Below are 23305 nucleotides of genomic sequence, written 5' to 3' on the forward strand. Positions count from 1 at the left end.
CCCGGGAGCGATCTCACCACAATCCGCTCATCACGGAGGAGAGTCGTGAGCACTCTGGGGACGGCCGACCGGCAGGCGCTGCTGCGGGCCCGGGCCGAGGAATTCGCCAAGATCATCCTGGTCAACCTGCGCCGGGAGTTTCCCAACCACATCAGCCACCTCATGTCGGGTCCGGGCGACCTGCCCAACCGGCCTAAGGATGTCTATCCGGCGTTCTACGGCTGCCTGGACTGGCACTCGTGCGTGGAGATGCACTGGGCGGTCGTGCGTCTGCTGCGGGCAGCGCCCGACCAGGTGCCGGCGGCCGAGATTCGAACGGTGCTCGACGAGCACCTGACGGCCGACAACATCGCGGTGGAGACGCGCAGCTTCACCGAGTTCAGCAAGCACGCGCGGCCCTACGCGTGGGCCTGGGAACACATGCTGCAACACGAACTGTCCACCTGGGACGATCCGGACGCCCAGCGGTGGGCGGCGAACCTGACGCCGCTGACCGAGACGATCACGGACGCCTTCCTGGCCTGGCTGCCGAAGGCGACCTATCCGGACCGGCAGGGCGCACACTTCAACAGCGCGTTCGGGCTGTCCCGCGCGCTGCCGCACGCCCGTGCGCTGGGTGACCGGGGCGAGCCGGGGCTGCTGACCGCCATCTCCGACGCGGCGCACCGCTGGTTCGACAATGACGTCGACTATCAGGCTCGGTGGGAGCCGGGCGGCGCCGATTTCCTGTCGCCGGCGCTCTGCGAGGCGGAACTGATGTCGAACCTGTTCAGCCCAACCGAGTTCGCCCATTGGTTCGATCGATTCCTGCCGGACCTCGCCAACAGCGGCCTGTTCACGCCGGCCATCGTTTCCGATGACTCGGACGGACAGATCGCGCATCTGCACGGATTGAACCTGAGCCGGGCCTGGTGTCTGCTCCGACTGGCCGCAGCCCTTCCGCCGACGGACGTCCGCCCGGCCGGGATGCACGCCGCGGCGTCCGCGCACGCGCTTCCGGAACTGGATCTGACCAGCGGAACGGACTACATGGTCGAGCACTGGCTCGCCGCTTACGCAGTGCTGCTGCTGACCTGACCCAAAGGGGAGCAAAAGGGATTTATCACCCCTTGGAACCCCCCGAAAGTAGCTACCGCGGCGCGATCACGCACTGAAGGATCGGTATGGGTTCCGCCGGGGAATCTGATCAGTTCCCCGGCGGAATTCCGGAGATTAACGCCTGTCCCTCCACCACCCCTGCATGGCGCTCCCGCATCGCTGATCGGCGAGTGGGAGGCGCCGGTGAAAGGATCGGAAATGCGCGCCACTCGTCTCACCCGTGCCCTGGTCGCGGCCGCGCTGGCCACCGCCAGCCTCGCCGGCACGGCTGTCGCCGCCACCGCCCCCGCCGGCTTCGGCCCGCACGTGAGCTTCGGCCACGGCGCGGGCAGCAGCTTCTCCGGCGGCAACTGGGGCGGCTACGCCAGCTTCGGCAGCTGGACCACCGCGACGGCCAGCTGGGTCGAGCCGTCGGTCACCTGCCGGTCCAGCAACGACCTGTTCGCGCCGTGGGTCGGCATCGACGGCGACGGCTCCTCCACCGTCGAGCAGACTGGTGTCGCCACCGACTGCTCCAGCGGTCACGCGGTCTACCAGGCGTGGTACGAGATGTACCCGGCCGCGCCGGTGTACTACAGCAACGCGATCAGCGCTGGCGACCACTTCACCGCCACGGTCACTCGTTCCGGCACCAGCTACAAGCTGGACATCAGCGACACCACCAAGGGCTGGACCAAGTCCACCACCAAGTCGCTGAGCAGCGCCAAGCACTACTCGGCCGAGGCGATCATCGAGTCCCCCACCGACTCGTACCCGACCGTCAGCGGCAACACCATCTCGTTCACCGGCGTGAAGTTCGACGGCAAGACCCTGAAGGCCACCAACCCGTCCGCGCTCAACGCCGACGACCGTGGCACCAACACCTGGATCCCGGGCGCCATCGGCTCCGACGGCACGAGCTTCTCGATCACCAGGCACTGACCAGCGCCTGCGCCAGGCAGCCGCACCCGTCACGGGCGATCCCTGTGGCGGGTGCGGTTTTCACTTTCCAGGGCGGCGCCAACACGCGAAGGCGGATGGCGGCGCTGGAGGGGCGGGCTAGTTCCGGTTGGCGAGGGGGACCAAGTCGTCGGCGTGGACGACTTCGCGGCGGTGCTCGGGGGCCAGGTGCTCGCTGGAACGGCCGATCATGGCGGGGAGTTCGAGGGCGTCGAAGGCGACTACACCGCGGGCGACGACGTTGCCGGAGAGGTCGGTGAGGTCAACCACGTCGCCGGCGTCGAAGTCGCCGTGGACGGCGGCGATGCCGGCGGCCAGGAGGGAACGACGGCGGGTGACGACGGCCGTGACGGCCCCGTCGTCGAGGGTGAGGCGGCCGGTGGAGTCGGCGGCGTGGGCCAGCCAGAAGCGGCGGGCGGACAGCCGCGAGCCGGTGGCGGCGAAGGCGGTGCCGACCACGGCGGCGGTCAACGCGGAGGAGGCATCGGCGGCGGACGCCAGCAGGACGGGGATGCCGGCGGAAGCGGCTAGGCGGGCGGCGGCGAGTTTGGACGCCATGCCACCGGTGCCGACGCCGGAGGCGCCGGTGGAGCCGGCGGTGACCTCGGCGAGGTCGGACTCGTCGATGACCTCGGTGATGCGGCGGGCGCCGGGTCGGCGGGGGTCGCCGGTGTAGAGGGCGTCCACATCGGACAGCAGGACGAGGGCGTCGGCGCCGACGAGGTGGGCTACCAGAGCGGCGAGGCGGTCGTTGTCGCCGAAGCGGATTTCGTCGGTGGCGACGGTGTCGTTCTCGTTGACGACGGGGACGACGCCGAGGGCCAGCAGGCGGGAGAAGGTGCGCTGGGCGTTGCGGTAGTGGGCACGGCGCACGACATCATCGGCGGTGAGCAGGAGCTGGCCGACGGTGAGCTGGTAGCGCGCGAACGACGTGGCGTAGGCGTGCACGAGCTCCAACTGCCCGACGCTGGCGGCGGCCTGTTGGGTGGCGAGGTCCTTGGGGCGCTTTCCGATGCCGAGCGGGGCCAGGCCGGCGGCGATGGCGCCGGAGGAGACCAGCACCACCTGGCTGCCGGCCGCCGACCGCGCGGCGAGGGCGTCGACCAGCGCGTCCAAGCGGCTCGGGTCCAGACCTCCGACGGCGGTGGTCAGCGACGACGATCCGACCTTGACCACGATCCGCTTCGCGGCGGCGACCGCCTGGCGGGCCTGCGACACGCCTTACTCCTCGTCGAAATCTTCTTCTGTGTCGTCGGCCGGCCACTCGCCCGGGGTCCGCCGGGCCTTGCGGGCCGCCTTGCGCTCGGCCGCGCCGACCCGGTCGTTGGTCTCCAACCGGATGTCGGTGCCGCGGCCCGTCATGAGTACCGCGATGCCGGCCGGCGTGGACGGTTCCCAGTCGAACGTCACATCGCCGATGGTGACCGGGCAGCCCGGCACCGCGCCGGCCTTGGCCAGCGCCTCCTCGACGCCGAGCCGAGCCAGCCGGTCGGCGAGGTAGCCGACGGCCTCGTCGTTGGAGAACTGGGTCTGCCGGATCCAGCGCTCGGGCCGGCTGCCGCGCACCACGAAGCCGCCCTCGTTCTCCGGGTCCGGCTCGACCTTGAAGCCCGCGTCATCGACGGCCATCGGCCGCAGCACGATCCGCGTGGGCTCCAGGATCGGCTGCGCCGCGCGGTGCTCTTCGACGGTCTTGGCCAGCGCGAAGGACAGCTCCCGCAGGCCGGTCCTGGTCACGGTGGAGACCTCGAACACCGGTAGGCCCCGGGCCTCCAGCTCGGGGCGGACGATGTCGGCGAGGTCCTGGGCGTCCGGCACGTCGGTCTTGTTGAGCACGACCAGTCGCGGCCGGGAGGCCAGCTCGCCGCCGAGCGACGGCGTGTACTTGGCCAGCTCGGCCTCGAGCGCGTCGATGTCGGACAGCGGGTCGCGGTCGGGCTCGTAGGTGGCGCAGTCGACGACGTGCACCAGCACCGCGCAGCGCTCGATGTGGCGCAGGAAGTCCAGGCCGAGGCCCTTGCCCTCGCTCGCGCCGGGGATCAGGCCAGGCACGTCGGCCATGGTGAAGACGGAGTCGCCGGCGGTGACCACGCCCAGGTTGGGGATGAGCGTGGTGAACGGGTAGTCGGCGATCTTGGGCCGGGCCGCGGACAGCACGGCGATCAGCGAGGACTTGCCGGCCGACGGGAAGCCGACCAGGCCGACGTCGGCGACGGACTTCAGCTCCAGGACCAGGTCCCGGGCCTCGCCCTCCTCGCCGAGCAGCGCGAAGCCGGGCGCGCGGCGGGCCTTGGAGGCCAGCGCGGCGTTGCCGAGGCCGCCACGGCCGCCCTGGGCCGCGACCAGCCGGGTGCCGGCGCCGATGAGGTCGGCCAGCACCTCGCCGTCCGGGCTGAGCACCACGGTGCCGTCGGGCACGCGCAGTTCGAGGTCGTCGCCCTGGGCGCCGTCCTTGTTGGAGCCCTGCCCCTGGCGGCCGTTGGTGGCGCGGGCGTGCGGGCGGAAGTGGAAGTCCAGCAGGGTGTGCACGCTGGGGTCGACGACCAGCACGACGTCGCCGCCGCGGCCGCCGTCGCCGCCGTCCGGACCGCCCAGCGGCTTGAACTTCTCGCGGTGCACCGAGGCGCACCCGTTCCCGCCGTTACCGGCCGCCACGTGGATGGTCACGCGGTCAACGAAGCGAGACACGAGAAGAACTCCCTTTCAGAGCCCCGGTTGGGGGTCCGGGGGCTTGTCCCCGACGTGGGGTGTGGGGGCTCGGCCCCCACAAAACACGAACGGGCGACGTGGTCCGCGCTCTCCGCGGACACACGTCGCCCGTTCGGCCGTTCGGAAAATCCCTCAGGCAGAGGCCAGAGCCTCGACCGGGACGATGTTGACGGTCTTGCGACCGCGCTTGACGCCGAACTCGACGGCGCCGGCGGACAGCGCGAACAGCGTGTCGTCCTTGCCGCGGCCCACGTTCACACCGGGGTGGAACTTGGTGCCACGCTGGCGGATCAGGATCTCGCCGGCCTTGACGACCTGACCGCCGAAGCGCTTGACCCCAAGGTACTGCGGGTTGGAGTCACGGCCGTTACGGGAGCTGGATGCACCCTTTTTGTGTGCCATGGCTGGTCAGGTCCTCACTTAGTGATGGCGGTGACCTCGACGCGGGTCAGCTTCTGGCGGTGACCCTGGCGCTTGTGGTAACCGGTCTTGTTCTTGAACTTGTGGATGCGGATCTTGGGGCCCTTGGTGTGCTCGACGACCTTGGCGGTCACCGAAACCTTGCCCAGGGCATCGGCGTCAGCGATGACATCGGAGCCATCGACGACGAGCAGCGCTGGGAAGCTGACTTCGGCGCCCGGCCCACCGTCGAGCTTCTCGACCTGGACGATGTCGCCGACGGCAACCTTGTACTGCTTGCCGCCAGTCTTGACGATCGCGTACATCGGGACGGAAGTCTCCTGCTACTCGACGTTGACGGGGCACGCACGGCCCAAGCACAGGGGCAACCCCCAGAGGAAATCCGACTGAGGAATTCCAACCAGCTTGGACTGGCGCACGACGGGGCCCACCGGATGGGGACCAAACAAGAGGTTACGGGCCGGGTGGACGGGAGGTCAAACCGGGGTCCCCGTAGCCGGCACAAGGTGACCGCGGTCACCCCGGACAGGCGTCACCGGCCCGTGGGCGCGTGCCCACGGGCCGGTGAAACACCTGGTCAGTCCTGCGTCGCGAGGCCGGTCGACGGCGGACCGGCCGGTCGGGACGCGGCGCGGCGACGGCGCCGTGTGGTGGAAACCACCGGCTCTGGCTCGGACGCGTGGTGCCCGTTGGTGGCGACGGCGACGGGCTCCTCCGACACCTCGTAGGGCACGGAGACGCCGGCCTGGCCGGTGACCGCGGCCGCGGCGACCGTGGACACGGCCTCCCCGGCCGGGACGGCGGCCGATTCGGCGGCAGCGGGCCAGCCGAAGGCCGACTGGGCCGGCTCGGACGCGGCGGCCGGAGTCGAGACGGCGTCCGCCGGAGCGGACTCAGCGGCAGCCGGGGCCTCCGGCGTGGACTCGCCCTCAGCGGTCGCCGCGGTCTGGCCGACCGCGGCGGGCTCAGCCTCAACAGCGACCACATCCTCGGCAGTGTGCCCACCGTCGGTCGACGCCGCCTCGCTGACCGCGGCCGGCTCGCTCTCCGCGGCGACCACGCGCTCGGTGGTGTGCCCACCAGCGGTCGACGCCGGGGCGGACTCGCCCTCGACAGCCTCCGACGTCACCGGCTCGACCTCGGCGGCCGGCTGGTCGTCGTTGCGGTGCCGGTTGCGGTTGCGCTTGCGGCCGGAGCCGGCCGGCTTCTCGGCCGGAGCCTGCTGCTGGCCGCTGTTGCCGTTGGCGTGCCCGTTGCCGCCCTGACCGTTGCCATTCCCGTTGCCGTGGCTGTGGCCGAGCGGCTCGGTGCTGACCACGACGCCCCGCCCGCGGCAGTGCTCGCAGGTCTGGCTGAACGCCTCCAGCAGGCCGGTGCCGACCCGCTTGCGGGTCATCTGCACCAGGCCGAGCGAGGTGACCTCGGCAACCTGGTGGCGGGTGCGGTCCCGGCCGAGGCACTCGGTGAGCCGGCGCAGCACCAGGTCCCGGTTGGACTCCAGCACCATGTCGATGAAGTCGATGACGATGATGCCGCCGATGTCGCGCAGCCGGAGCTGGCGGACGATCTCCTCGGCCGACTCCAGGTTGTTCCTGGTGACCGTCTCCTCCAGGTTGCCACCCGATCCGGTGAACTTCCCGGTGTTGACGTCGATGACGGTCATCGCCTCGGTGCGGTCGATGATCAGGTAGCCGCCCGAGGGCAGCCAGACCTTGCGGTCCAGCGCCTTGGTGATCTGCTCGTCGATGCGCTGCTCGGTGAACACGTCGTTGAGCCCGACGTGCTTGCGCAGCCGGTCGGCCAGGTCGGGGGCGACGTGCCGGACGTAGCCGTCGATGGTGTCCCAGGCCTGCTCGCCCTGCACCACCAGCTCGGAGAAGTCCTCGGTGAACAGGTCCCGCACGACCTTGACCAGCAGGTCGGGCTCTTCGTAGAGCAACTGCGGGGCCTGCGCCTTGGGCGCGTCGGCCTTCTCCTTGATGACCTCCCACTGGGCCTGCAGACGGCGCACGTCGCGGCCCAGCTCCTCCTCGGCGATGCCCTCCGAGGCGGTGCGGATGATCACGCCGGCGTCCTCGGGCACGACCCGCTTGAGGATGTCCTTGAGGCGCTTGCGCTCGTTGTCGGGCAGCTTGCGGCTGATGCCGGTGGCGCCGCCGCCCGGCACGTACACCAGGAACCGGCCCGGCAGGCTGATCTGCGTGGTCAGCCGGGCGCCCTTGTGCCCGACCGGGTCCTTGGTTACCTGGACCAGCACGCTGTCGCCGGTGGACAGGGCCTGCTCGATCTTGCGGGCCTTGCCCTCCAGGCCGGCGGCGTCCCAGTCGACCTCGCCGGCGTAGAGCACGGCGTTGCGGCCGCGGCCGATGTCCACGAACGCCGCCTCCATGCTGGGCAGCACGTTCTGCACCCGGCCGAGGTAGACGTTGCCGACCAGCGACCCGGTGCCGGCCGAGGTCACGAAGTGCTCGACGAGCACCCCGTCCTCCAGGACGGCGATCTGGGTGCGGTCGCCGCGCTCGCGCACGACCATCTTGCGGGCCACGGCCTCGCGGCGGGCCAGGAACTCGGCCTCGGACAGGATCGGCACGCGGCGGCGGCCGGCCTCCCGGCCGTCCCGGCGGCGCTGCCGCTTGGCCTCCAGCCGGGTCGAGCCGCGCACGCTGCGCACCTCGTCCTTGGCCGCGGCGGCCTCGGCGCGCTCTTCGTCCCGGCTCGGCGGGGCGTTGCGCACGTGCACGACGGTGTTCGGCGGGTCGTCCTCGGCGGCGGCCGCCTCCTCGTCGGCGCCGCCCTTGCGGCGACGGCGACGACGGCGACGACGGTTGCCGCCGGGGCCCTCGTCGGCGTCGGCGTCCTCGGTGGACTCGGCCTCGGCCGGCTCCTCCGACTCGCCCTCGGCCGACTCGGTGTCCTCATCGGACTCGGCCTCGGCGCTGTCCTCGGGGCCGCCCTTGCCGCGGCCACGGCCACGACGGCCACGACGGCGGCGGCGACGGGCGCTGGCATCGTCGTCGGCGTCGCCGAACTCGTCGAGCGCAGCGTCCTCGACGGCATCGTCGGCGGCCTGCGCCGGCTCTTGATCGTCGTCCTCGTCGTCGGCGACGATCTCCTCGACCACCGGCTCGGCGGCCTTGCGGCGGCGCGCCGGGCGCGGCTCGGCCGCGGTGGGCTGCATGAACACCACCGACGGCGGGGCGAAGACCGGCGCGAGGGCGACGGCGACCTCGTCGTCAGCGTCGTTGGGCTCCGGTTCGTCCTCGGCCTCGACCCGCTCGGCCAGGGCCTCGGTCAGCTCGTCGTTGGCGACCAACACCTCGTCGGTGTCGTCCTCGACGTCCTGGTGCCCGGTGGCCAGCAGAGTGGCGGCTACCTGTTCGGCGACCTCACGGCTCACGCTGGACTGCGGGCTGCGCACGACCTCGCCGAGGTCGGCCAGCGCGGCGAGCACCTCCCGGCTGCTCGTGTCCAGCGCCTTGGCCAGCGCGTGCACCCGCAGCTTGGGAGGGAACTCGGGAATGGGTGTGGTGCCATCCCCGCCGGGCCCACCGGCGGGGATCTTCTTCTTCGACATGTAGCTCCTCCGCCCCCGGGCGCGTCCAGAGTCTGGACGCGGCCACACAGGGGCCCGTTCTGTTCTGTCTCCGTCGCCGTCGGCGACGGGAAACCTTGCCTGGCGCCGCCCGGTTCCTGGCGGGGCCAGGCCTGCGGGCGGCAGGTCATTCGACGGCGGGCTGGTCCGGCTCCTGCTCCCTGGCCGGGTCCGCCGGCCCGCGCCCCTCGGGGGCGAACGGGTCGACGAGCCCACCCGCGTCGTCGAGCCGCCCCTGCGCCAACCGGGTCGCCTTGGCGGGTACCGGGGGCTCGAGGCCGGCGACGACGCGGAGCGCACTCAGCACGTCATCGGGTCGCACCGCAGGGGTCAGCTGCCGTACCACCATCACGAGTATCCCATACGGGGAAGACGCAGCCGTGTCGTCGTCCTTACGCGGAATCGGCGCGTCCGCCAAATCACCCGTTGCGCCCACACCTTGATCACTTAGCGTCGCGGTGAGAGAGGTCACATCACCCACCTCGGCGGTGACCACCCCCGGCCGCACGTCCATGATCCGCCGGCCGTCCTTGGTCAGCCGCTCCACCTCGACCGCCTCGGCCGCCAGCAGCGCGTCGACGGCCCGCCGCAGCTCCTCCGGGTCCACCCCGGGCAGCTCGACCAGCCAGCGGCTGGCGTCGATCCGCTCGGCCAGCGAGCCCTGCTCGGCCTGCACCGCGTCGACCACGTCCAGGCCGGGCGGCAGCGCCTCGTCCAGGGCCCGGCGCAGCGCCGCCGGATCGATCCGCTCGACCACGCCGACCTCGACGTACTCCGCCTCGCTGGCCACCCCGGTGGGCGCCGCCCCGATCCAGGAGATCTTCGGGTGCGGGCTGAAGCCCTGCGAGTACGCCATCGGCACCCCCGCGCGGCGCAGCGCCCGCTCGAACGTGCGCGCGACGTCCCGGTGCGAGGTGAACCGGAGCCGGCCCCGCTTGGTGTAGCGCAGCCTGAGCTTCTGCACCGCGGCGGCGGACGGGTTGGGTGAGTCTTGGCGGCTCAGGACTACTCTCCTTGGCTGGTTCGACGGGTCCGGTAGGACGGTACCCGGCCGGTCGCGGGGACACTGAGGTCCACCGCTGGGCTTGTCCAGCGGGCTGACGGTGGTTACCGTCCGGCTGATCGCTGACGTGGGCGACCCCGAAACGCCCACCCCAGAGATGGAGGTCTCGCGTGCCTCTGCTCCGCCGGTCACAGCTGGCGGCACTGGCCGCCGCCCTGCTCGCGGCAGGGTGCCTGAGCGCGCCCGTCGCCGGGGCCGAGGACCAGGCTCCGCAGGGGTGCGTGCAGCCCGGGCCCACCCTGCGCTACCTGGTGGTCTTCGACAAGGGCACCGCCGAGCCGGACGCCGACGCCCAGGTCGCGGCGGCCTGCGGCACGACCACTGTCTACTACGCCCCGATCGCCGTCGCGGTGGCCACCTCGCCGGACCCCGGCTTCGCCGCCAAGATCGGCCCCGGCCGGGCCTACAGCGCCCAGGGCGAGGCCTGGACCTCGACCGGGCCGTCGACCCGCAAGAAGGCCGACGAGACCATGTCCGCGGCCTCGCTGCTGACCAGCACCGAGACGGTGCCGACGGCGGACCGCAGCGGCGAGCAGTGGGACATGCGGATGATCAACGCCGGCCAGGCCCACCAGATCACCGAGGGCGACCCCCGAGTCGTGGTCGGCGTGTTGGACTCCGGCGTCGACCCGCGCCACCCGGACCTGAAGCCGGCGCTGGACCCGCAGCTGTCGGTGGGCTGCCTGACCGGCAAGCCGGACCCGAGCGTCGCGGCCTGGGCCCCGACGACGTCGCCGCACGGCACGCACGTGGCCGGCATCATCGCCGCCGCCGACGACGGCAAGGGCGTCACCGGCGTGGCCCCGGGGGTGCGCATCGCGTCGGTGAAGGTCGTCGACGACGATGGCTACATCTATCCCGAGTACGCCGTGTGCGGCTTCATGTGGGCCGCCACGCACGGCATCAGCATCACCAACAACAGCTACTACGTGGACCCGTGGGAGTACACCTGCGCCAACCAGCAGGGGCAGCACGTGGTCACGGAGGCGATGCGGCGGGCCGTGGACTACGCGACCTCGCAGGGTGTGCTGAACATCGCGGCGGTCACCAACTCGGCCGCCGACCTCACACAGCCCGGCACCGACACGCGTAGCCCCGACAACGCGCCCAGCCACGGCGTGCGCCAGCTGGGGTCGGACTGCGCGGTGCTGCCGGCGGCGGAGCGCAACGTGGTGGCGGTGTCCTCGGTCGGCTCGGACCAGGTCAAGGCCAGCTACAGCTCGTACGGCCTGGGCGCGGTCGACGTCACCGCGCCCGGCGGCGACGTGCACCAGAAACCGTCCAACAACGACAACCCGTGCGTGCTGTCCACAGTGCCCGGTGGCTACGGCGACTTCTGTGGCACGTCCATGGCCGCTCCGCACGTGGCCGGCGTCGCGGCGCTGCTGGCGTCCATGCACCCCGGCGACACGCCCGCGCAGCTGACCAAGCTGCTCAACCAGCAGGCCAAGCCGGTGCAGTGCCCCAGCGACTACGACCTCAACGACACCGGCGTGCAGGACGCCTACTGCTCCGGCTACGCGTCGTTCAACGGCTTCTACGGCCACGGCATGGTGAACGCCCTGGCCGCGGTGGCCAGCGGCACCGCGCCCAAGCCCACCACCAACGCCCCGGACGCGCCCACGACCACCGGCAGCGCCCAAGGGCCGACCGGCCCGGCGACGATGTCGCAGCAGCAGCCGATCGGCCCGGAGCAGCTAGCCGCCGGTCAGTGACGGGTTCCTGACCGGGGAGCCCACGCCCACCGGCGAGATCGGCAGCAACTTGCGGCCGGTCGGGCCGACCTGGATGTCGGTGTTCATGGCCGGGCAGACGCCGCAGTCGAAGCACGGCGTCCAGCGGCAGTCGTCCTGTTCCTGCTCGGACAGGGCGTCCTGCCAGTCGGCCCAGAGCCATTCCTTGTCCAGGCCCGAGTCCAGGTGGTCCCAGGGCAAGACCTCGGTCTCCTCCCGCTCGCGGGTGGTGAACCAGGCCAGGCTGACGCCCAGCGGCTCCAGCTCGCTCTGCGCCGCGTTCACCCAGCGCTCGTAGGAGAAGTGCTCGCTCCAGCCGTCGAGCCGGCCGCCGTCGCGCCACACCCGCTCGATGACCCGGCCGACCCGGCGGTCGCCCCGGCTGAGCAGTCCTTCGATCAGCGACGGCTTGCCGTCGTGATAGCGCATGCCGATGTTGCGGGCCAGGCCGCGGTCCAGGTTCACCTCGGCCCGCAGCTTGCGCAGCCGGTCGTCCACAGTGTCCGGGTCGCACTGCGGGGCCCACTGGAACGGCGTGTGCGGCTTGGGCACGAAGCCACCGATCGAGATCGTGCAGCGGATGTCCTTGCGGCCACTGGCTTCCCGGCCGGCCAGGATGACCTCCTTGGCCATCCGGGCGATCTGCAGCACGTCCTCGTCGGTCTCGGTCGGCAGGCCGCACATGAAGTACAGCTTCACCTGCCGCCAGCCGTTGGAGAAGGCCGCGCTGACCGTGCGGATCAGGTCCTCCTCCGACACCATCTTGTTGATGACGCGGCGGATCCGCTCGCTGCCGCCCTCGGGCGCGAAGGTCAGGCCGGACCGGCGGCCGTTGCGGGAGATCTCGTTGGCCAGGTCCACATTGAACGCGTCGACCCGGGTGCTGGGCAGCGAGAGCCCGGTGTTGGTGCCGGCGTAGCGGTCGGCCAGGCCCTTGGTGATCTCGGCGATCTCCGAGTGGTCGGCGCTGGACAGCGACAGCAGGCCCACCTCCTCGAAGCCGGTGGCCTCCAGTCCCTTCTGGACCATGGCCCCGATGCCCTCGATGGAGCGCTCCCGCACCGGGCGGGTGATCATGCCAGCCTGGCAGAACCGGCAGCCCCGGGTGCAGCCGCGGAAGATCTCCACGCTCATCCGCTCGTGGACGCTCTCGGCCAGCGGCACCAGCGGCTGCTTCGGGTACGGCCACTCGTCCAGTTCCATGGTGGTGCGCTTGAACACCCGGTACGGCACGCGGTCGGCGTTGGGCACCACCCGCTGGATCCGGCCGTCAGCCAGGTACTCCACGTCGTAGAAGCGCGGGATGTAGACGCCGCCGGTCTCGGCCAGCCGGGTCAGCAGCTCGTCGCGGCCGCCGGGGCGGCCCTGCGCCTTCCACTCCCGGATGATGTCGGTGACCTCCAGCACGGCTTCCTCGCCGTCGCCCAGCACGGCCGCGTCGATGAAGTCGGCGATCGGCTCCGGGTTGAACGCCGCGTGCCCGCCGGCCAGCACGATCGGATCGTCCTCGGTGCGGTCAGCGGCGTGCAGCGGGATGCCGGCCAGGTCCAGGGCGGTGAGCATGTTGGTGTAGCCGAGCTCGGTGGCGAAGCTCAGGCCCAGCACGTCGAAGGCCCGCACCGGGCGGTGCGCGTCCACCGTGAACTGGGGGACGCCGTGCTCGCGCATCAGCGCCTCCAGGTCCGGCCAGACCGTGTAGGTGCGCTCGGCCAGCACGTCCTCGAGCTCGTTGAGGATCTCGTAGAGGATCATGACGCCCTGGTTGGGCAGGCCCACCTCGTAGGCGTCCGGGTACATCAGGCACCACCGCACGGCGGTCGAGTCCCAGTCCTTGACCGTCGCGTTCAGTTCGCCGCCGACGTACTGCACCGGCTTGGACACCCTCGGCAGCAGGGGCTCCAACGCGGGGAAGACAGACTCGACACTCACCCGTCAAGCGTAACGACCAAGTCACCCGCCGGCCGACCTGCCCGGTTATGGCACCTTGTAGCACCCTTGCGGCATGACCCGACAGATCACCCAGCGGGAGCTCCGCAACGACAGCGCCGCCATCCTGCGGGCTGTCGAGGCCGGCGAGAGCTTCATCCTCACCTGCAACGGCACCCCGATCGCCGAGGTCCGCCCGATCCGGCGGCGCACGTTCGTGCCGGTCGCCGAGCTCAAGTCCGCGTTCGCACACGTGCCGAAGCTCGACTACGGGCAACTCCGCGCCGACATCGACGAATTCGTTGACCAGACGCCGCATGACCCCTATGGGCGATTCAGGAAGAATGACTGACATCGAGCGTGGGTTGCTGGACACCACCGACGTGCCCCGCGCCTATGGCCACATCGACGTGCTGGTGCGGGCGGTCGGTCGCAATCCACGCTCCAGGATCTCGGATCTGTACATCGCGGCGACCGCAGTGGCGAACGACCTACCGTTGATCACCCGCAATCCCAAGGACTTCGTCGGACTCGACTCGATCCCGACCGTCGTGCCGATCTGACACCCGTCACGTCAGCAGGAGGCGGCCGAGGCGGCGGGTGGCGAACCAGCCGCCCACGAGGACCATAGCCAGGAAGTAGGCGGCGTGGCCCAGCGCCGACCAGCCGACGGCCCCGGTGGTGAGCTGCCGCATGAGCTCGATGCCGTGGTAGAGCGGCAGGCACTGGACCAGGATCCGGATGGCCTCCGGGTAGACGGTGATCGGGTAGAACGTGGTGGAGAACAGGAACATCGGCATCTGCACCAGCAGGATCAGGTCGAAGTCCTGCCAGGAGCGCATCAGCGTGGCCGCGGCCATGCCGACGGCGGCGAAGCCGAAGGCGACCAGCAGGGCGGCCGGCAGCGCCAGCAGGGCCCAGGGGCTGGCGATCAGGCCCAGCGCGGCCATCACGGCCAGGAAGCCGGCGGCGTAGATGCCGCCCCGCAACAGGGCCCAGGAGGTCTCGCCCAGGGCCACGTCCATCGGCCCGAGCGGGGTGGCCAGCATGGCGTCGTAGACCCTGGCGTGCTTGAGCTTGAGGAAGATGCTGAACGTCGAGTCGTGGACGGCCCCGTTCATGGCCGAGGCGGCCAGCAGGCCGGGGGCCACGTACGCGGCGTAGCTGATCGGGTGGCCGTCGGGGGCGGTCTGCTGGCCGATGATGCCGCCGAAGCCGATGCCCAGCGCGAACAGGTAGAACAGCGGCTCGACCACGCCGGACAGCACCAGCAGCCAGTTGCGGCGGTTGACCAGCGCGGACCGCTCCACCACGGCCCGGGCCCGGCCGGCGTAGCTGCCGACCGGCACGATCCGCAGCACGAGTCCCTGAGTCGTCACGGTCTCCCCCTCAGACCTTGAGCCGGACGTGGAACCGGTGGCGGGCCAGCAGCAGGCCGCCGGTCGTCAGCGCCAGCAGATAGGCCACGTGGCCGGCCGCGGTGAGCGGGTCCATGTGCCCGAACTCGGCGGCCCGAGCCAGCTCGTTGCCGTGCCACAGCGGCGTCACCCAGGCCACCGGCCGGCTCCACGCCGGCAGCTGGCTGATCGGATAGAACGTGCCGGCGAACAGCGACACCGGCACCATGACGAAGCGGAACACGTTGCCGAAGGCATTGCCCTCGTCGTTGACCGACGCGGCCAGCGCCAGCACCCACGTGCTGAACGCCATGCCGGCGAGCACCGCCACCGGCGCGGCGAGCAGCACGCGGACGCTGGTGAACGCCCCGAACAGGCTGGCGACCGCCAGGTAGGCGAGGCCGGAGAGGAGCACCCGCAGCACGATCCACAGGAACTGCCCGGCGACCAGCTGGTCCACCGAGACCGGGGTGGCGGTGATGGCGTAGTAGCGCTGGTCCCACTTGAAGCTGCCCAGCACCGGGAACGACGACTCGCTGGCCGCGACCTGTGTGGACAGCATCACCAGCACGGCGGGCGCCAGGTAGACGACGTAGGGCAGCCCTTCGGTCACCGGCCCCGGCCGGATCTGGCTGCCGAGCCCGAAACCCATGGCCCCCAAGAACATCAGCGGCGTCAGCAGGCTGGACACCACGGTGGCCCGCCAGTTGCGGCGGTACCAGGTCCACAGGTTCTCCAGCACGAGGCCGACCGCCGCGACCGGGTGCACGGCCCTTCCCACGGAGGGCATCAGTCCACCAACGTCCGGCCGGTCAGGCGCAGGAACACGTCCTCGAGGGTGGCCCGGCGAACCAGGCTGGAGATCGGCCGCACGCCACGCCGATTCGCCGCCCCCAGCACGGCTTCGCCGTCGGCGGTGTAGAGCAGCAGCCGGTCCGGCAGCACCTCGACGCGGTCGGCCAAGTCCTGCACCAGCGGCACATTGGCCTGTTGCTCGTCGACCGGGAACCGCAGCTCCAGCACCTCACGGCTGGAGTGCTCGGCGATCAGCGCCGCCGGCGAGCCCTCGGCCACGATCCGGCCGCCGTCCATCACCACCAGGCGATCGCACAGCTGCTCGGCCTCGTCCATGTAGTGCGTGGTCACGATCAGCGTGACACCGGACTGCTTGAGCCGGAAAAGCCTGTCCCACAACAGATGTCTCGCCTGCGGGTCGAGGCCCGTGGTCGGCTCGTCGAGCAGCAGCAACTCGGGCTCGTTGACCAGCGACCGGGCGATCGTCAGCCGGCGCTTCATGCCGCCCGACAACGGCTCCACCTGGTCGTCGGCGCGATCGGCGAGCTGCGCGAACTCCAGCAGCTCGGTCGCGCGAGCCCGGACCTGCGGGCGGGACAAGCCGAAATAGCGGCCGTACACCTGGAGGTTCTGCCGGACCGTCAGCTCGTTGTCGAGGTTGTCCTGCTGTGGCACCACGCCGAGCCGGGCTCGGATCCGCGGGCCCTGCCGGTCCGGGTCCAGGCCCAGCACCCGCAGCTCGCCGGCGGTTCGCGGCGACGTGCAGGCGATCATGCGCATCGTCGACGACTTGCCGGCGCCGTTCGGGCCGAGGAAGCCGAAGGCCTCGCCCCGCCGCACCTTCACGTCGATGCCGCGCACGGCCTCGAAGTCGCCGAACCGTTTGACCAGGCCGTCCGCCTGCACCAGGACCGCGTCGTCACTCACGCCCACGACGCTAGCGAGCACCCCTGACAAAACGGCAGCGATTAAATCTCGCGGGTAAACCAGATCTCGTCGCGCTCGTCGTCCTCGGCCAGGCGCACCGCCCCCGGCCAGCGGCCGCGTTCGGTCCAGCCCTGCGACGAGTAGAAGCGCTCCAGGCCGTGCCCCGATCGGGTGTGCAGCTCCAGCCGCACCAGGCCGATCGCCCGGGCATGCGCCACCGCGGCGCCCAGCAGCTTGGCGCCCCAGCCCTGACCCTGCAGATCGGGGTCGACCATCAACCAGGTCAGCTCACCCGAGTGCCGGCGGATCGGCCGCTGCCCCGGCTCGATCACCGCGACGCCCAGCACCGTGTCGCCGTCGCTCAGGGTCAGCATGTCCGCCCGGCCGTCACGAACGTCGGCGAGCATGCCCACCGCGACGGCCCGGATGTCCTCGACGGTGTCGGACGCCGCGAAACCCGCCGCGCCGCCGGCCTGGGACACCCGGAACCACAGCTCGGTCACCGTGTCGACGAGTCGGGGAGCCGACCCGTCGACACGGTCAGGACCGCTGGTCAGCCCCACCTCAGAGGTTGGGGAACCAGATCTTGATCTCACGGTCGGCCGACTCCGGCGAGTCCGAGCCGTGCACCAGGTTGAACTGGACCTCCAGGCCGAAGTCGCCCCGGATGGTGCCCGGCGTCGCCTTCTCCACCGGGTCCGTGCCGCCGGCCAGCTGCCGGAAGGCCGAGATGGCCCGGGTGCCCTCGACCACGATCGCCACCAGCGGACCGCCGGTGATGAACTCGACCAGGTCGTTGTAGAAGCCCTTGCCGGCGTGCTCGGCGTAGTGCTCCTCGGCCACGGCACGCTCTGCCGTGCGCAGCTCCAGCGCGGCCAGCTTCAGGCCCTTGCGCTCGATCCGGGCGATGACCTCGCCGACCAGGCCGCGGCTGACGCCGTCCGGCTTGACCAGGACCAGGGTGCGCTCACTCACGGTGGTCCGAACTCCTTAGGTAATGGGAATCTCCGCCGAGCAGGGTAACCGGTCAGCCGCCGAGCTGTTTCAGGCAGGCGAACTGCCCGGACAGGTTGGACTGGTAGAACCACACGTCGTCGGTGTTGGGCACCTTCGCGCAGGCGGTGCTGCCGTCGGTGCCGCTGACGACGTCGGTCACCTGGTAGGTCTGCGGATTGGCCCCGCAGGCGACCCGCTCGACCAGGCCGCTGCCCTCCAGGTCCATCTTCACGCACTGGCCCTTGGGCACGGTCAGCGACGCGCAGTACCGGATCGCCGACTCGTCGCTGTACCAGTTGTCGCCGTACTTGCCGAAGTCGCCGGGGCACTTGGACTTCTGCGGGATCACCAGGTTGATCTGCAACGCCGCCTTGTCCGAGGTGCAGGCCACCCGCTCGCTGGTGTCCACGTCCAGCCACACGCAGTCGTTCACGTGGTACTGCACGCTGTTCACACTGGAGGTGCGCGGCGCCCGGCTGGTGGTCCTGGTGGGGCTGGTGGTGCTGCCGCCGGCGTCGGTGCTGTGCCGGCTGCTGATGATGCCGACCACCGCCCAGGTGCCGATGCCCAGCATCAGCACGACCCCGACGATGGTCCCGATGACCGCCCCGGTCTGGGACTTGCGCGGCGGTGGTGGCCCCCACGAGCCCGGCTGCGGGTACGGCCCCGTCATCGTCGTCCTCCCCCGTTCGACTGCGGATCCCAGCATTCTGGCCCCTTGCGCCGGGACTCAGCTCTCCGGGGTGATCAGCTCGACCGTCGGGAAGTACGTGCGGTACCGCGCGGCGTCCCGGGTCAGCAGCGGCAACTTCATCACGGCAGCGTGCGCGCCGATGAAGAAGTCGGGCAGCGGCGAGGTTTTCACACCACCCCGGGACCGGTAGTCGCGGAAGCACTTACCGGCGAGAAACGCGGCTGTCCAGGGCAGCTCGGCGCGCAGGAAGACATCCCGGCCCAGTGCGTCCTCCAGTTCCTCGAAACTGGTGAAACGGATGGACACCTCCGCGTAGACCACGTGATTGATCAACAGTGGCCCCCTGTCCCCCGCGGCGGCGAGCTGCTCGAAGGACCAGGCGCACCAGGTGGGGTCCTTGGTGAACAGGTCGATCAGGACGTTCGAGTCCACCAAGGTGCCCCTGGCGGCGTCACTCGCCACGCGTCAACGCCATGATCTCGTCGGTGGTCATCTCCACATCGCCCCGCCCCAGCAGGGACTCGGCGATGCGTCGCCCCCTGCTGGGCTGCGTCGTGCTCTTGACAATGTGCAGTCCGCGCTCGTCGAGCACGAACTCGATCTCGTCGCCGGGTTGCAGCCCGAATTCCTCGCGCACCTCGATGGGGATGGTCACTTGCCCCTTGCTGGTCAGCCTCACGGTAAGAGTCTACCAGGTATTACTCTTACTGCTGCTGGCTGGGCAGCGTGCCCTCGGCGATGCGCCGCGCCACGTCCCGCCGCACCCACAGCAGGTAGGCCCAGACCAGGCCGAACAGCACGCCGACGATGCCCAGCGGCACGCTCAGCACGAAGCCGACCAGGGTGAGCGCCTGCAGCACGAGCGCGAACGGGATGCCCCACGGGAAGCGGAAGCAGCCGCTGGACACCACCATCAGCAGCGCCAGCACGCCGACCGCGGCCACCGGCCAGCCGGCCAGGTGGTCGACCCGGCCCAGCACGAACAGCGCCAGCCCGGTGACGATGGCCTCCAGCACCATGGTGCCGGCCATCACCCCGCGGATGCCCTTCATCGGGTCGGGGGCGGTCACGGTGTCATCCTCACTGGGGCTCCTTGCCGAACATCGCGCGGGCCGCGCCGGCGGTCACGACCGAGCCGGTCACCACGACGCCACTGGTGGACACCGGCTCGCCGTCGGTCTCCTCGGCCAGCCGGACCGCCTCCTCTAGGGCGTCGTCCAGCCGCGGCTCGACCACGATCCGGTCCTCGCCGAACACGTCCCGGGCCAGGCCGGCCAGCCGGTCGGCGTCCATCGCCCGGGGCGAGCCGTTGTTGGTCAGCACGACCTCGGTGAACACCGGCTCCAGGGCGGCCAGGATGCCGTCCACGTCCTTGTCCTCCATCACGCTGAGCACGCCGACCACCTTGCGGAAGGCGAACTGTTCCTGCAGCGCGACCGCCAGCGCGCGGGCGCCGTGCGGGTTGTGCGCGGCGTCGACGAACACGCTCGGCGCGTTGCGGACCCGCTCCAGGCGTCCGGGCGAGGTCACCGTGGCGAAGGCCTCGCGCACGGCGTCGATGTCGAGCTTGCGGCCCGCGCCGGCGCCGAAGAACACCTCTACCGCGGCCAGCGCCTGGGCCGCGTTCTGGGCCTGGTGCGCGCCGAACAGCGGCAGGAAGACCTCGTCGTAGACGCCGCCGAGGCCCTGCAACCGCAGCAGCTGCCCGCCGACGGCGGTCTCCGTCTCCAGGACGCCGAATTCCATGCCCTGGCGGGCCACCGTGGCGCCGACGTCGGCGCAGCGCTCCAGCAGCACCTTGGCCACCTCGGGGCGCTGCTCGGCGAGCACCGCCACCGCGCCTTCCTTGATGATGCCGGCCTTCTCGGCCGCGATGCCCAGGATGTCGGCGCCGAGGAAGTCGATGTGGTCGATGTCGATCGGCGTGATCACGGCGACCTTGCCGTCGGCGATGTTGGTGGCGTCCCAGCGGCCGCCCAGACCGACCTCCACCACCGCCACGTCGACCGGCGCGTCCGCGAACGCCGCGAAGGCCATCCCGGTCAGCACCTCGAACTTGCTCATCTTCACGTCGGACTTGGCGTCCACCATGGCGATGTACGGCTCGACGTCGCGGTAGACCTCCACGTACCGCTGCGCGCTGATCGGCGCGCCGTCGAGGCTGATCCGCTCGGTCGCCAGCTGGAGGTGCGGGCTGGTGTAGCGCCCGGTGCGCAGCCCGATGCGGGTGAACAGCGCGTCGATCATGCGGCTGGTCGAGGTCTTGCCGTTGGTGCCGGTGATGTGCACCACCGGGTAGGCCCGCTGCGGCTCGCCCAGCAGGTCGGCCAGCGCCGCGATCCGGTCCGTGGACGGCTCGATCTTCGTCTCCGGCCACCGGGTGTCCAGTTGGGACTCGACCTCGCGCAGCGCGGCGAGCGCCTCGGGATCGTTCTGGGGCACGCTGGTCTCCGGTGCGCTGGACGACGGGTGTACCTGCCGAGTCTACGTCGGGCGCCGATCCGGACCCCGGCGGTCCGGACCGGCGCTCGGGTCACAGCTGGACGGCCACTTCCAGGTCGCCGTCGATCTCTCGGTAGCCCAGCTCGCCGATCCGTCCGGCCGCCACCAGGTCGTCGGCGAAGCCCCGGACCAGCGCCAGCGTGGCGGGATCGGCGGCCAGTTCCACCGCCGCCACGTCGGCTCGCATGGAGAGCTTGGCGGTGGACTTGGCCTTGCGCACGGCGGCGATGGCAGCGGAGGCGAGGTCCAACGCCTTCACGTCGCCGGGCGAGCCGAGGGCGGCTGGCCACGGGGCGAGGTGCACGGAACCGTCCTGCCACCAGGACCACACCTCCTCCGTCACGTACGGCAGGTACGGCGCGAACAGCCGCAGCAGCGTGGACAACCCGGTGCGCAGGGCGACCCGGGCGGAGCCGGCGCCCTCCAGGCCGTACGCCCGTTCCTTGACGAGTTCGAGGTAGTCGTCGCAGAACGTCCAGAAGAACCGCTCGACCCGCTCCAGCGCGGCGGTGTGCTCGAAGTCGGCCAGGGCCCGCGTCGCATCGTCCACAACGGACGACAGGGCGGTGATCATGGCCTGGTCCAACGGATGCGTGACACTGTCCGAAGTGGACGGCTCGTCGAAGGACAGCGCGAACCGGCTGGCGTTGAGCAGCTTGGTGGCCAGCCGCCGGCCGATCTTCATCTGCTTGGGGTCGAACGCGGTGTCGGTGCCGGGCCGCCCGTTGGCGGCCCAGTACCGCACGCCGTCGGAGCCGTGCTCGGTGAGCAGGTCGTCGGGCGTCACCACCGCGCCCTTGGACTTGGACATCTTCTTCCGGTCGGGATCGAGGATCCAGCCGGAGATCACCGCGTCCGACCACGGCAGCTCGTCCAGCTCCTGCTCCGAGCGCAGCACCGAGTAGAACAGCCAGGTCCGGATGATCTCGTGGCTCTGCGGCCGCAGGTCCATCGGATACGTCAGCGAGAACAGCTCCGGGTCCTGCTCCCAGCCGGACACGATCAGCGGCGACATCGACGAGGTCATCCACGTGTCCATGATGTCCGGGTCACCGACGAAGCCGTCGGGCACGCCGCGCTGCGACTCGTCGTAGCCGGGCGGGACCTGGCTGGACGGATCCACCGGCAGGGCGTCCTCGCCGGGCAGAATCGGCTCCTCGTAACGAGGTTCGCCGTTGGCGTCCAGCGGATACCAGACCGGGAACGGCACGCCGAAGAAGCGCTGCCGGCTGACCAGCCAGTCCGAGTTGAGGCCCTTGGCCCAGTCGTCGTACCGGTTGCGCATCCAGGCCGGATGCCACCGCAGCTCGGATCCCCTACGCAGCAACGCATCCCGGTGCTCCAGGCTGCGCACGAACCACTGCCGGCTGGAGACGATCTCCAGCGGCTTGTCGCCTTTCTCGTAGAAGTTGACCGGGCGGGTCGTCGGCCGCGGCTCCCCGATCAGGTCGCCGGATTCCCGCAGCAACTCGACGATCCGCTTGCGGGCGCTGAACGAGGTCAGCCCCGCGAGCTCGTCGTAGGGCGCGGCCGGCACGCCCACCGGCGGCTCCGGCAGGAACCGTCCGTCGCGGCCGATCACTGTGCGGGTGGGCAACTTCAGCTCACGCCACCAGCGCACGTCGGTCAGATCGCCGAAGGTGCAACACATCGCGATGCCAGCTCCGCGCTCCGGCTCGGCGTCCGGGTGCGTCAGGACCGGAACTTCCATGCCGAACAAGGGAGAGCGCACGGTAGTGCCGACCAGGTGCCGGTACCGCTCGTCGTCGGGATGGGCGATCAGCGCGACACAGGCCGGCAGCAGCTCCGGCCGAGTGGTCTCGATCTCCACCGGGCCGAAGGAAATCCGGTGCCACGCGCCGGCGTGATCACGCGCTTCCAGTTCGGCCTGCGCCACCGCGGTCTGGAACGTGACGTCCCACAGCGACGGCGCTTCCGACTGGTACGCCTGGTTTTCCGCGAGCAGCCGCAGAAAACCCTGCTGCGCCACACGTTGCGCATGGGTGCCGATGGTCGTGTACGTCAGCGACCAGTCCACGGACAGCCCGAGCCGACGCCACAACGCCTCGAACGCCTTCTCGTCCTCGACGGTCATCCGGTGGCACAGCTCGACAAAGTTCCGGCGCGAGATGCCGACCTGCTGCTTGCCAGTGGTCTCCGCCGGCACGTAGTCCGGGTCGTAGGGCAGCGACGGGTCGCAGCGCACGCCGTAGCGCAGCTGCACGCGGCGCTCGGTGGGCAGCCCGTTGTCGTCGAAACCCATCGGGTAGAACACGTGCTTGCCGCGCATGCGCTGGAACCGGGCTACGACGTCGGTGTGGGTGTAGCTGAAGACGTGGCCTACGTGCAGCGACCCGCTCACCGTCGGCGGCGGCGTGTCGATGGAAAACACCTCAGCACGGGAATCGGGCCGGTGGAAGCGGAACGTCTCGTCCGCGGCCCACCGGCCCGACCACTTGTCCTCGATGCCCTCCATCGACGGGCGCTGCGGAATTCCGTCACCCGTCATGGAGA

23 protein-coding genes are annotated in these 23305 nt (G+C 70.8%); 5 read left to right on the top strand and 18 right to left on the bottom strand.

The genetic code is table 11. From position 1 onward, the window contains the following. Positions 1-45: 45 nt before the first annotated feature. Entirely contained in the window at positions 46-1077 is a 1032-nt protein-coding gene (locus JJ691_RS29080; RefSeq protein WP_249227082.1) for a DUF2891 domain-containing protein, read from the top strand. A 219-nt stretch (positions 1078-1296) separates the two neighbouring features. Continuing rightward, positions 1297-2019 carry a G1 family glutamic endopeptidase gene (locus JJ691_RS29085; protein WP_211762796.1) on the top strand — a complete coding sequence of 241 codons (723 nt, stop codon included), beginning with the start codon at positions 1297-1299 and terminating at the stop codon, positions 2017-2019. 117 nt (positions 2020-2136) lie between these two features. On the opposite strand, the gene proB is transcribed toward JJ691_RS29085, so the two are convergent. From proB to JJ691_RS29115, 6 genes are all read right to left on the bottom strand, one after another. Further along, the gene (proB, locus tag JJ691_RS29090) at positions 2137-3255 is read right to left on the bottom strand and encodes a glutamate 5-kinase (RefSeq protein ID WP_211762797.1); all 1119 of its coding nucleotides are present in this window, start codon (positions 3253-3255) and stop codon (positions 2137-2139) included. A gap of 3 nt (positions 3256-3258) precedes the next feature. Beyond that, positions 3259-4725 (bottom strand): GTPase ObgE, encoded by a 1467-nt coding sequence (obgE, locus tag JJ691_RS29095; RefSeq protein WP_211762798.1) that lies wholly within the window; start codon positions 4723-4725, stop codon positions 3259-3261. A 153-nt stretch (positions 4726-4878) separates the two neighbouring features. Next, entirely contained in the window at positions 4879-5148 is a 270-nt protein-coding gene (gene rpmA, locus JJ691_RS29100) for a 50S ribosomal protein L27 (RefSeq protein WP_211762799.1), read from the bottom strand. A gap of 14 nt (positions 5149-5162) precedes the next feature. Then, on the bottom strand, positions 5163-5471 hold the full coding sequence (gene rplU / locus JJ691_RS29105; RefSeq protein WP_043717997.1) for a 50S ribosomal protein L21: 309 nt from the start codon (positions 5469-5471) through the stop codon (positions 5163-5165). 272 nt (positions 5472-5743) lie between these two features. After that, entirely contained in the window at positions 5744-8740 is a 2997-nt protein-coding gene (locus JJ691_RS29110; RefSeq protein ID WP_211762800.1) for a translation initiation factor IF-2 N-terminal domain-containing protein, read from the bottom strand. 145 nt (positions 8741-8885) lie between these two features. Then, the gene (locus tag JJ691_RS29115) at positions 8886-9722 is read right to left on the bottom strand and encodes a TIGR03936 family radical SAM-associated protein (RefSeq protein WP_211762801.1); all 837 of its coding nucleotides are present in this window, start codon (positions 9720-9722) and stop codon (positions 8886-8888) included. A gap of 209 nt (positions 9723-9931) precedes the next feature. On the opposite strand from JJ691_RS29115, the gene JJ691_RS29120 reads away from it, so the two are divergent. Continuing rightward, a complete protein-coding gene (locus JJ691_RS29120; RefSeq protein WP_211762802.1) occupies positions 9932-11536 on the top strand; it encodes a S8 family peptidase in 1605 nt (534 codons plus the stop codon). On the opposite strand, the gene JJ691_RS29125 is transcribed toward JJ691_RS29120, so the two are convergent. Then, the gene (locus JJ691_RS29125; RefSeq protein ID WP_211762803.1) at positions 11519-13483 is read right to left on the bottom strand and encodes a TIGR03960 family B12-binding radical SAM protein; all 1965 of its coding nucleotides are present in this window, start codon (positions 13481-13483) and stop codon (positions 11519-11521) included. The two genes, JJ691_RS29120 and JJ691_RS29125, sit on opposite strands and share 18 nt — an antisense overlap. A 73-nt stretch (positions 13484-13556) precedes the next feature. Here JJ691_RS29125 and JJ691_RS29130 point away from each other — a divergent pair, with 73 nt between their 5' ends. Both JJ691_RS29130 and JJ691_RS29135 read left to right on the top strand, forming a co-directional pair. Then, positions 13557-13832 (top strand): type II toxin-antitoxin system Phd/YefM family antitoxin, encoded by a 276-nt coding sequence (locus tag JJ691_RS29130; protein ID WP_211762804.1) that lies wholly within the window; start codon positions 13557-13559, stop codon positions 13830-13832. Then, complete coding sequence (locus JJ691_RS29135) at positions 13825-14043, top strand: hypothetical protein (RefSeq protein ID WP_211762805.1); 219 nt, start codon at positions 13825-13827, stop codon at positions 14041-14043. Before JJ691_RS29130 ends, JJ691_RS29135 begins: the two co-directional genes overlap by 8 nt. Positions 14044-14049: 6 nt before the next feature. Here the strand turns inward: JJ691_RS29135 and JJ691_RS29140 are convergent, their stop codons facing one another. From JJ691_RS29140 to valS, 11 genes are all read right to left on the bottom strand, one after another. Continuing rightward, positions 14050-14859, bottom strand: a complete 810-nt coding sequence (locus JJ691_RS29140) for an ABC transporter permease (RefSeq protein ID WP_211762806.1) — start codon at positions 14857-14859, stop codon at positions 14050-14052. Positions 14860-14869: 10 nt separating this feature from the next. After that, the gene (locus tag JJ691_RS29145) at positions 14870-15667 is read right to left on the bottom strand and encodes an ABC transporter permease (RefSeq protein WP_211762807.1); all 798 of its coding nucleotides are present in this window, start codon (positions 15665-15667) and stop codon (positions 14870-14872) included. After that, positions 15667-16599 carry an ABC transporter ATP-binding protein gene (locus JJ691_RS29150; protein ID WP_442912471.1) on the bottom strand — a complete coding sequence of 311 codons (933 nt, stop codon included), beginning with the start codon at positions 16597-16599 and terminating at the stop codon, positions 15667-15669. Before JJ691_RS29150 ends, JJ691_RS29145 begins: the two co-directional genes overlap by 1 nt. Before the next feature lie 41 nt (positions 16600-16640). After that, complete coding sequence (locus tag JJ691_RS29155; protein ID WP_249227083.1) at positions 16641-17102, bottom strand: GNAT family N-acetyltransferase; 462 nt, start codon at positions 17100-17102, stop codon at positions 16641-16643. A 61-nt stretch (positions 17103-17163) separates the two neighbouring features. Beyond that, a complete protein-coding gene (gene ndk, locus JJ691_RS29160) occupies positions 17164-17574 on the bottom strand; it encodes a nucleoside-diphosphate kinase (RefSeq protein ID WP_211762810.1) in 411 nt (136 codons plus the stop codon). A 52-nt stretch (positions 17575-17626) separates the two neighbouring features. Beyond that, positions 17627-18268 (bottom strand): LppU/SCO3897 family protein, encoded by a 642-nt coding sequence (locus JJ691_RS29165; RefSeq protein WP_211762811.1) that lies wholly within the window; start codon positions 18266-18268, stop codon positions 17627-17629. Positions 18269-18325: 57 nt separating this feature from the next. Beyond that, positions 18326-18721 (bottom strand): type II toxin-antitoxin system VapC family toxin, encoded by a 396-nt coding sequence (locus JJ691_RS29170; protein WP_249227084.1) that lies wholly within the window; start codon positions 18719-18721, stop codon positions 18326-18328. Positions 18722-18740: 19 nt separating this feature from the next. Then, positions 18741-18968: an AbrB/MazE/SpoVT family DNA-binding domain-containing protein gene (locus JJ691_RS29175; RefSeq protein WP_211762813.1), complete on the bottom strand. Its 228-nt coding sequence runs from the start codon at positions 18966-18968 to the stop codon at positions 18741-18743. A gap of 25 nt (positions 18969-18993) precedes the next feature. Beyond that, positions 18994-19359 (bottom strand): DUF4233 domain-containing protein, encoded by a 366-nt coding sequence (locus tag JJ691_RS29180; protein WP_249227085.1) that lies wholly within the window; start codon positions 19357-19359, stop codon positions 18994-18996. Between the two features lie 10 nt (positions 19360-19369). Then, positions 19370-20731 (bottom strand): bifunctional tetrahydrofolate synthase/dihydrofolate synthase, encoded by a 1362-nt coding sequence (gene folC / locus JJ691_RS29185; protein ID WP_211762814.1) that lies wholly within the window; start codon positions 20729-20731, stop codon positions 19370-19372. Between the two features lie 91 nt (positions 20732-20822). After that, positions 20823-23300, bottom strand: coding sequence for a valine--tRNA ligase (gene valS / locus JJ691_RS29190; RefSeq protein WP_211762815.1), 2478 nt, complete (start codon positions 23298-23300; stop codon positions 20823-20825). Between the last annotated feature and the right edge of the window lie 5 nt (positions 23301-23305).

The sequence above is a fragment of the Kutzneria sp. CA-103260 genome (assembly GCF_018263855.1).
Classification (GTDB): domain Bacteria; phylum Actinomycetota; class Actinomycetes; order Mycobacteriales; family Pseudonocardiaceae; genus Kutzneria.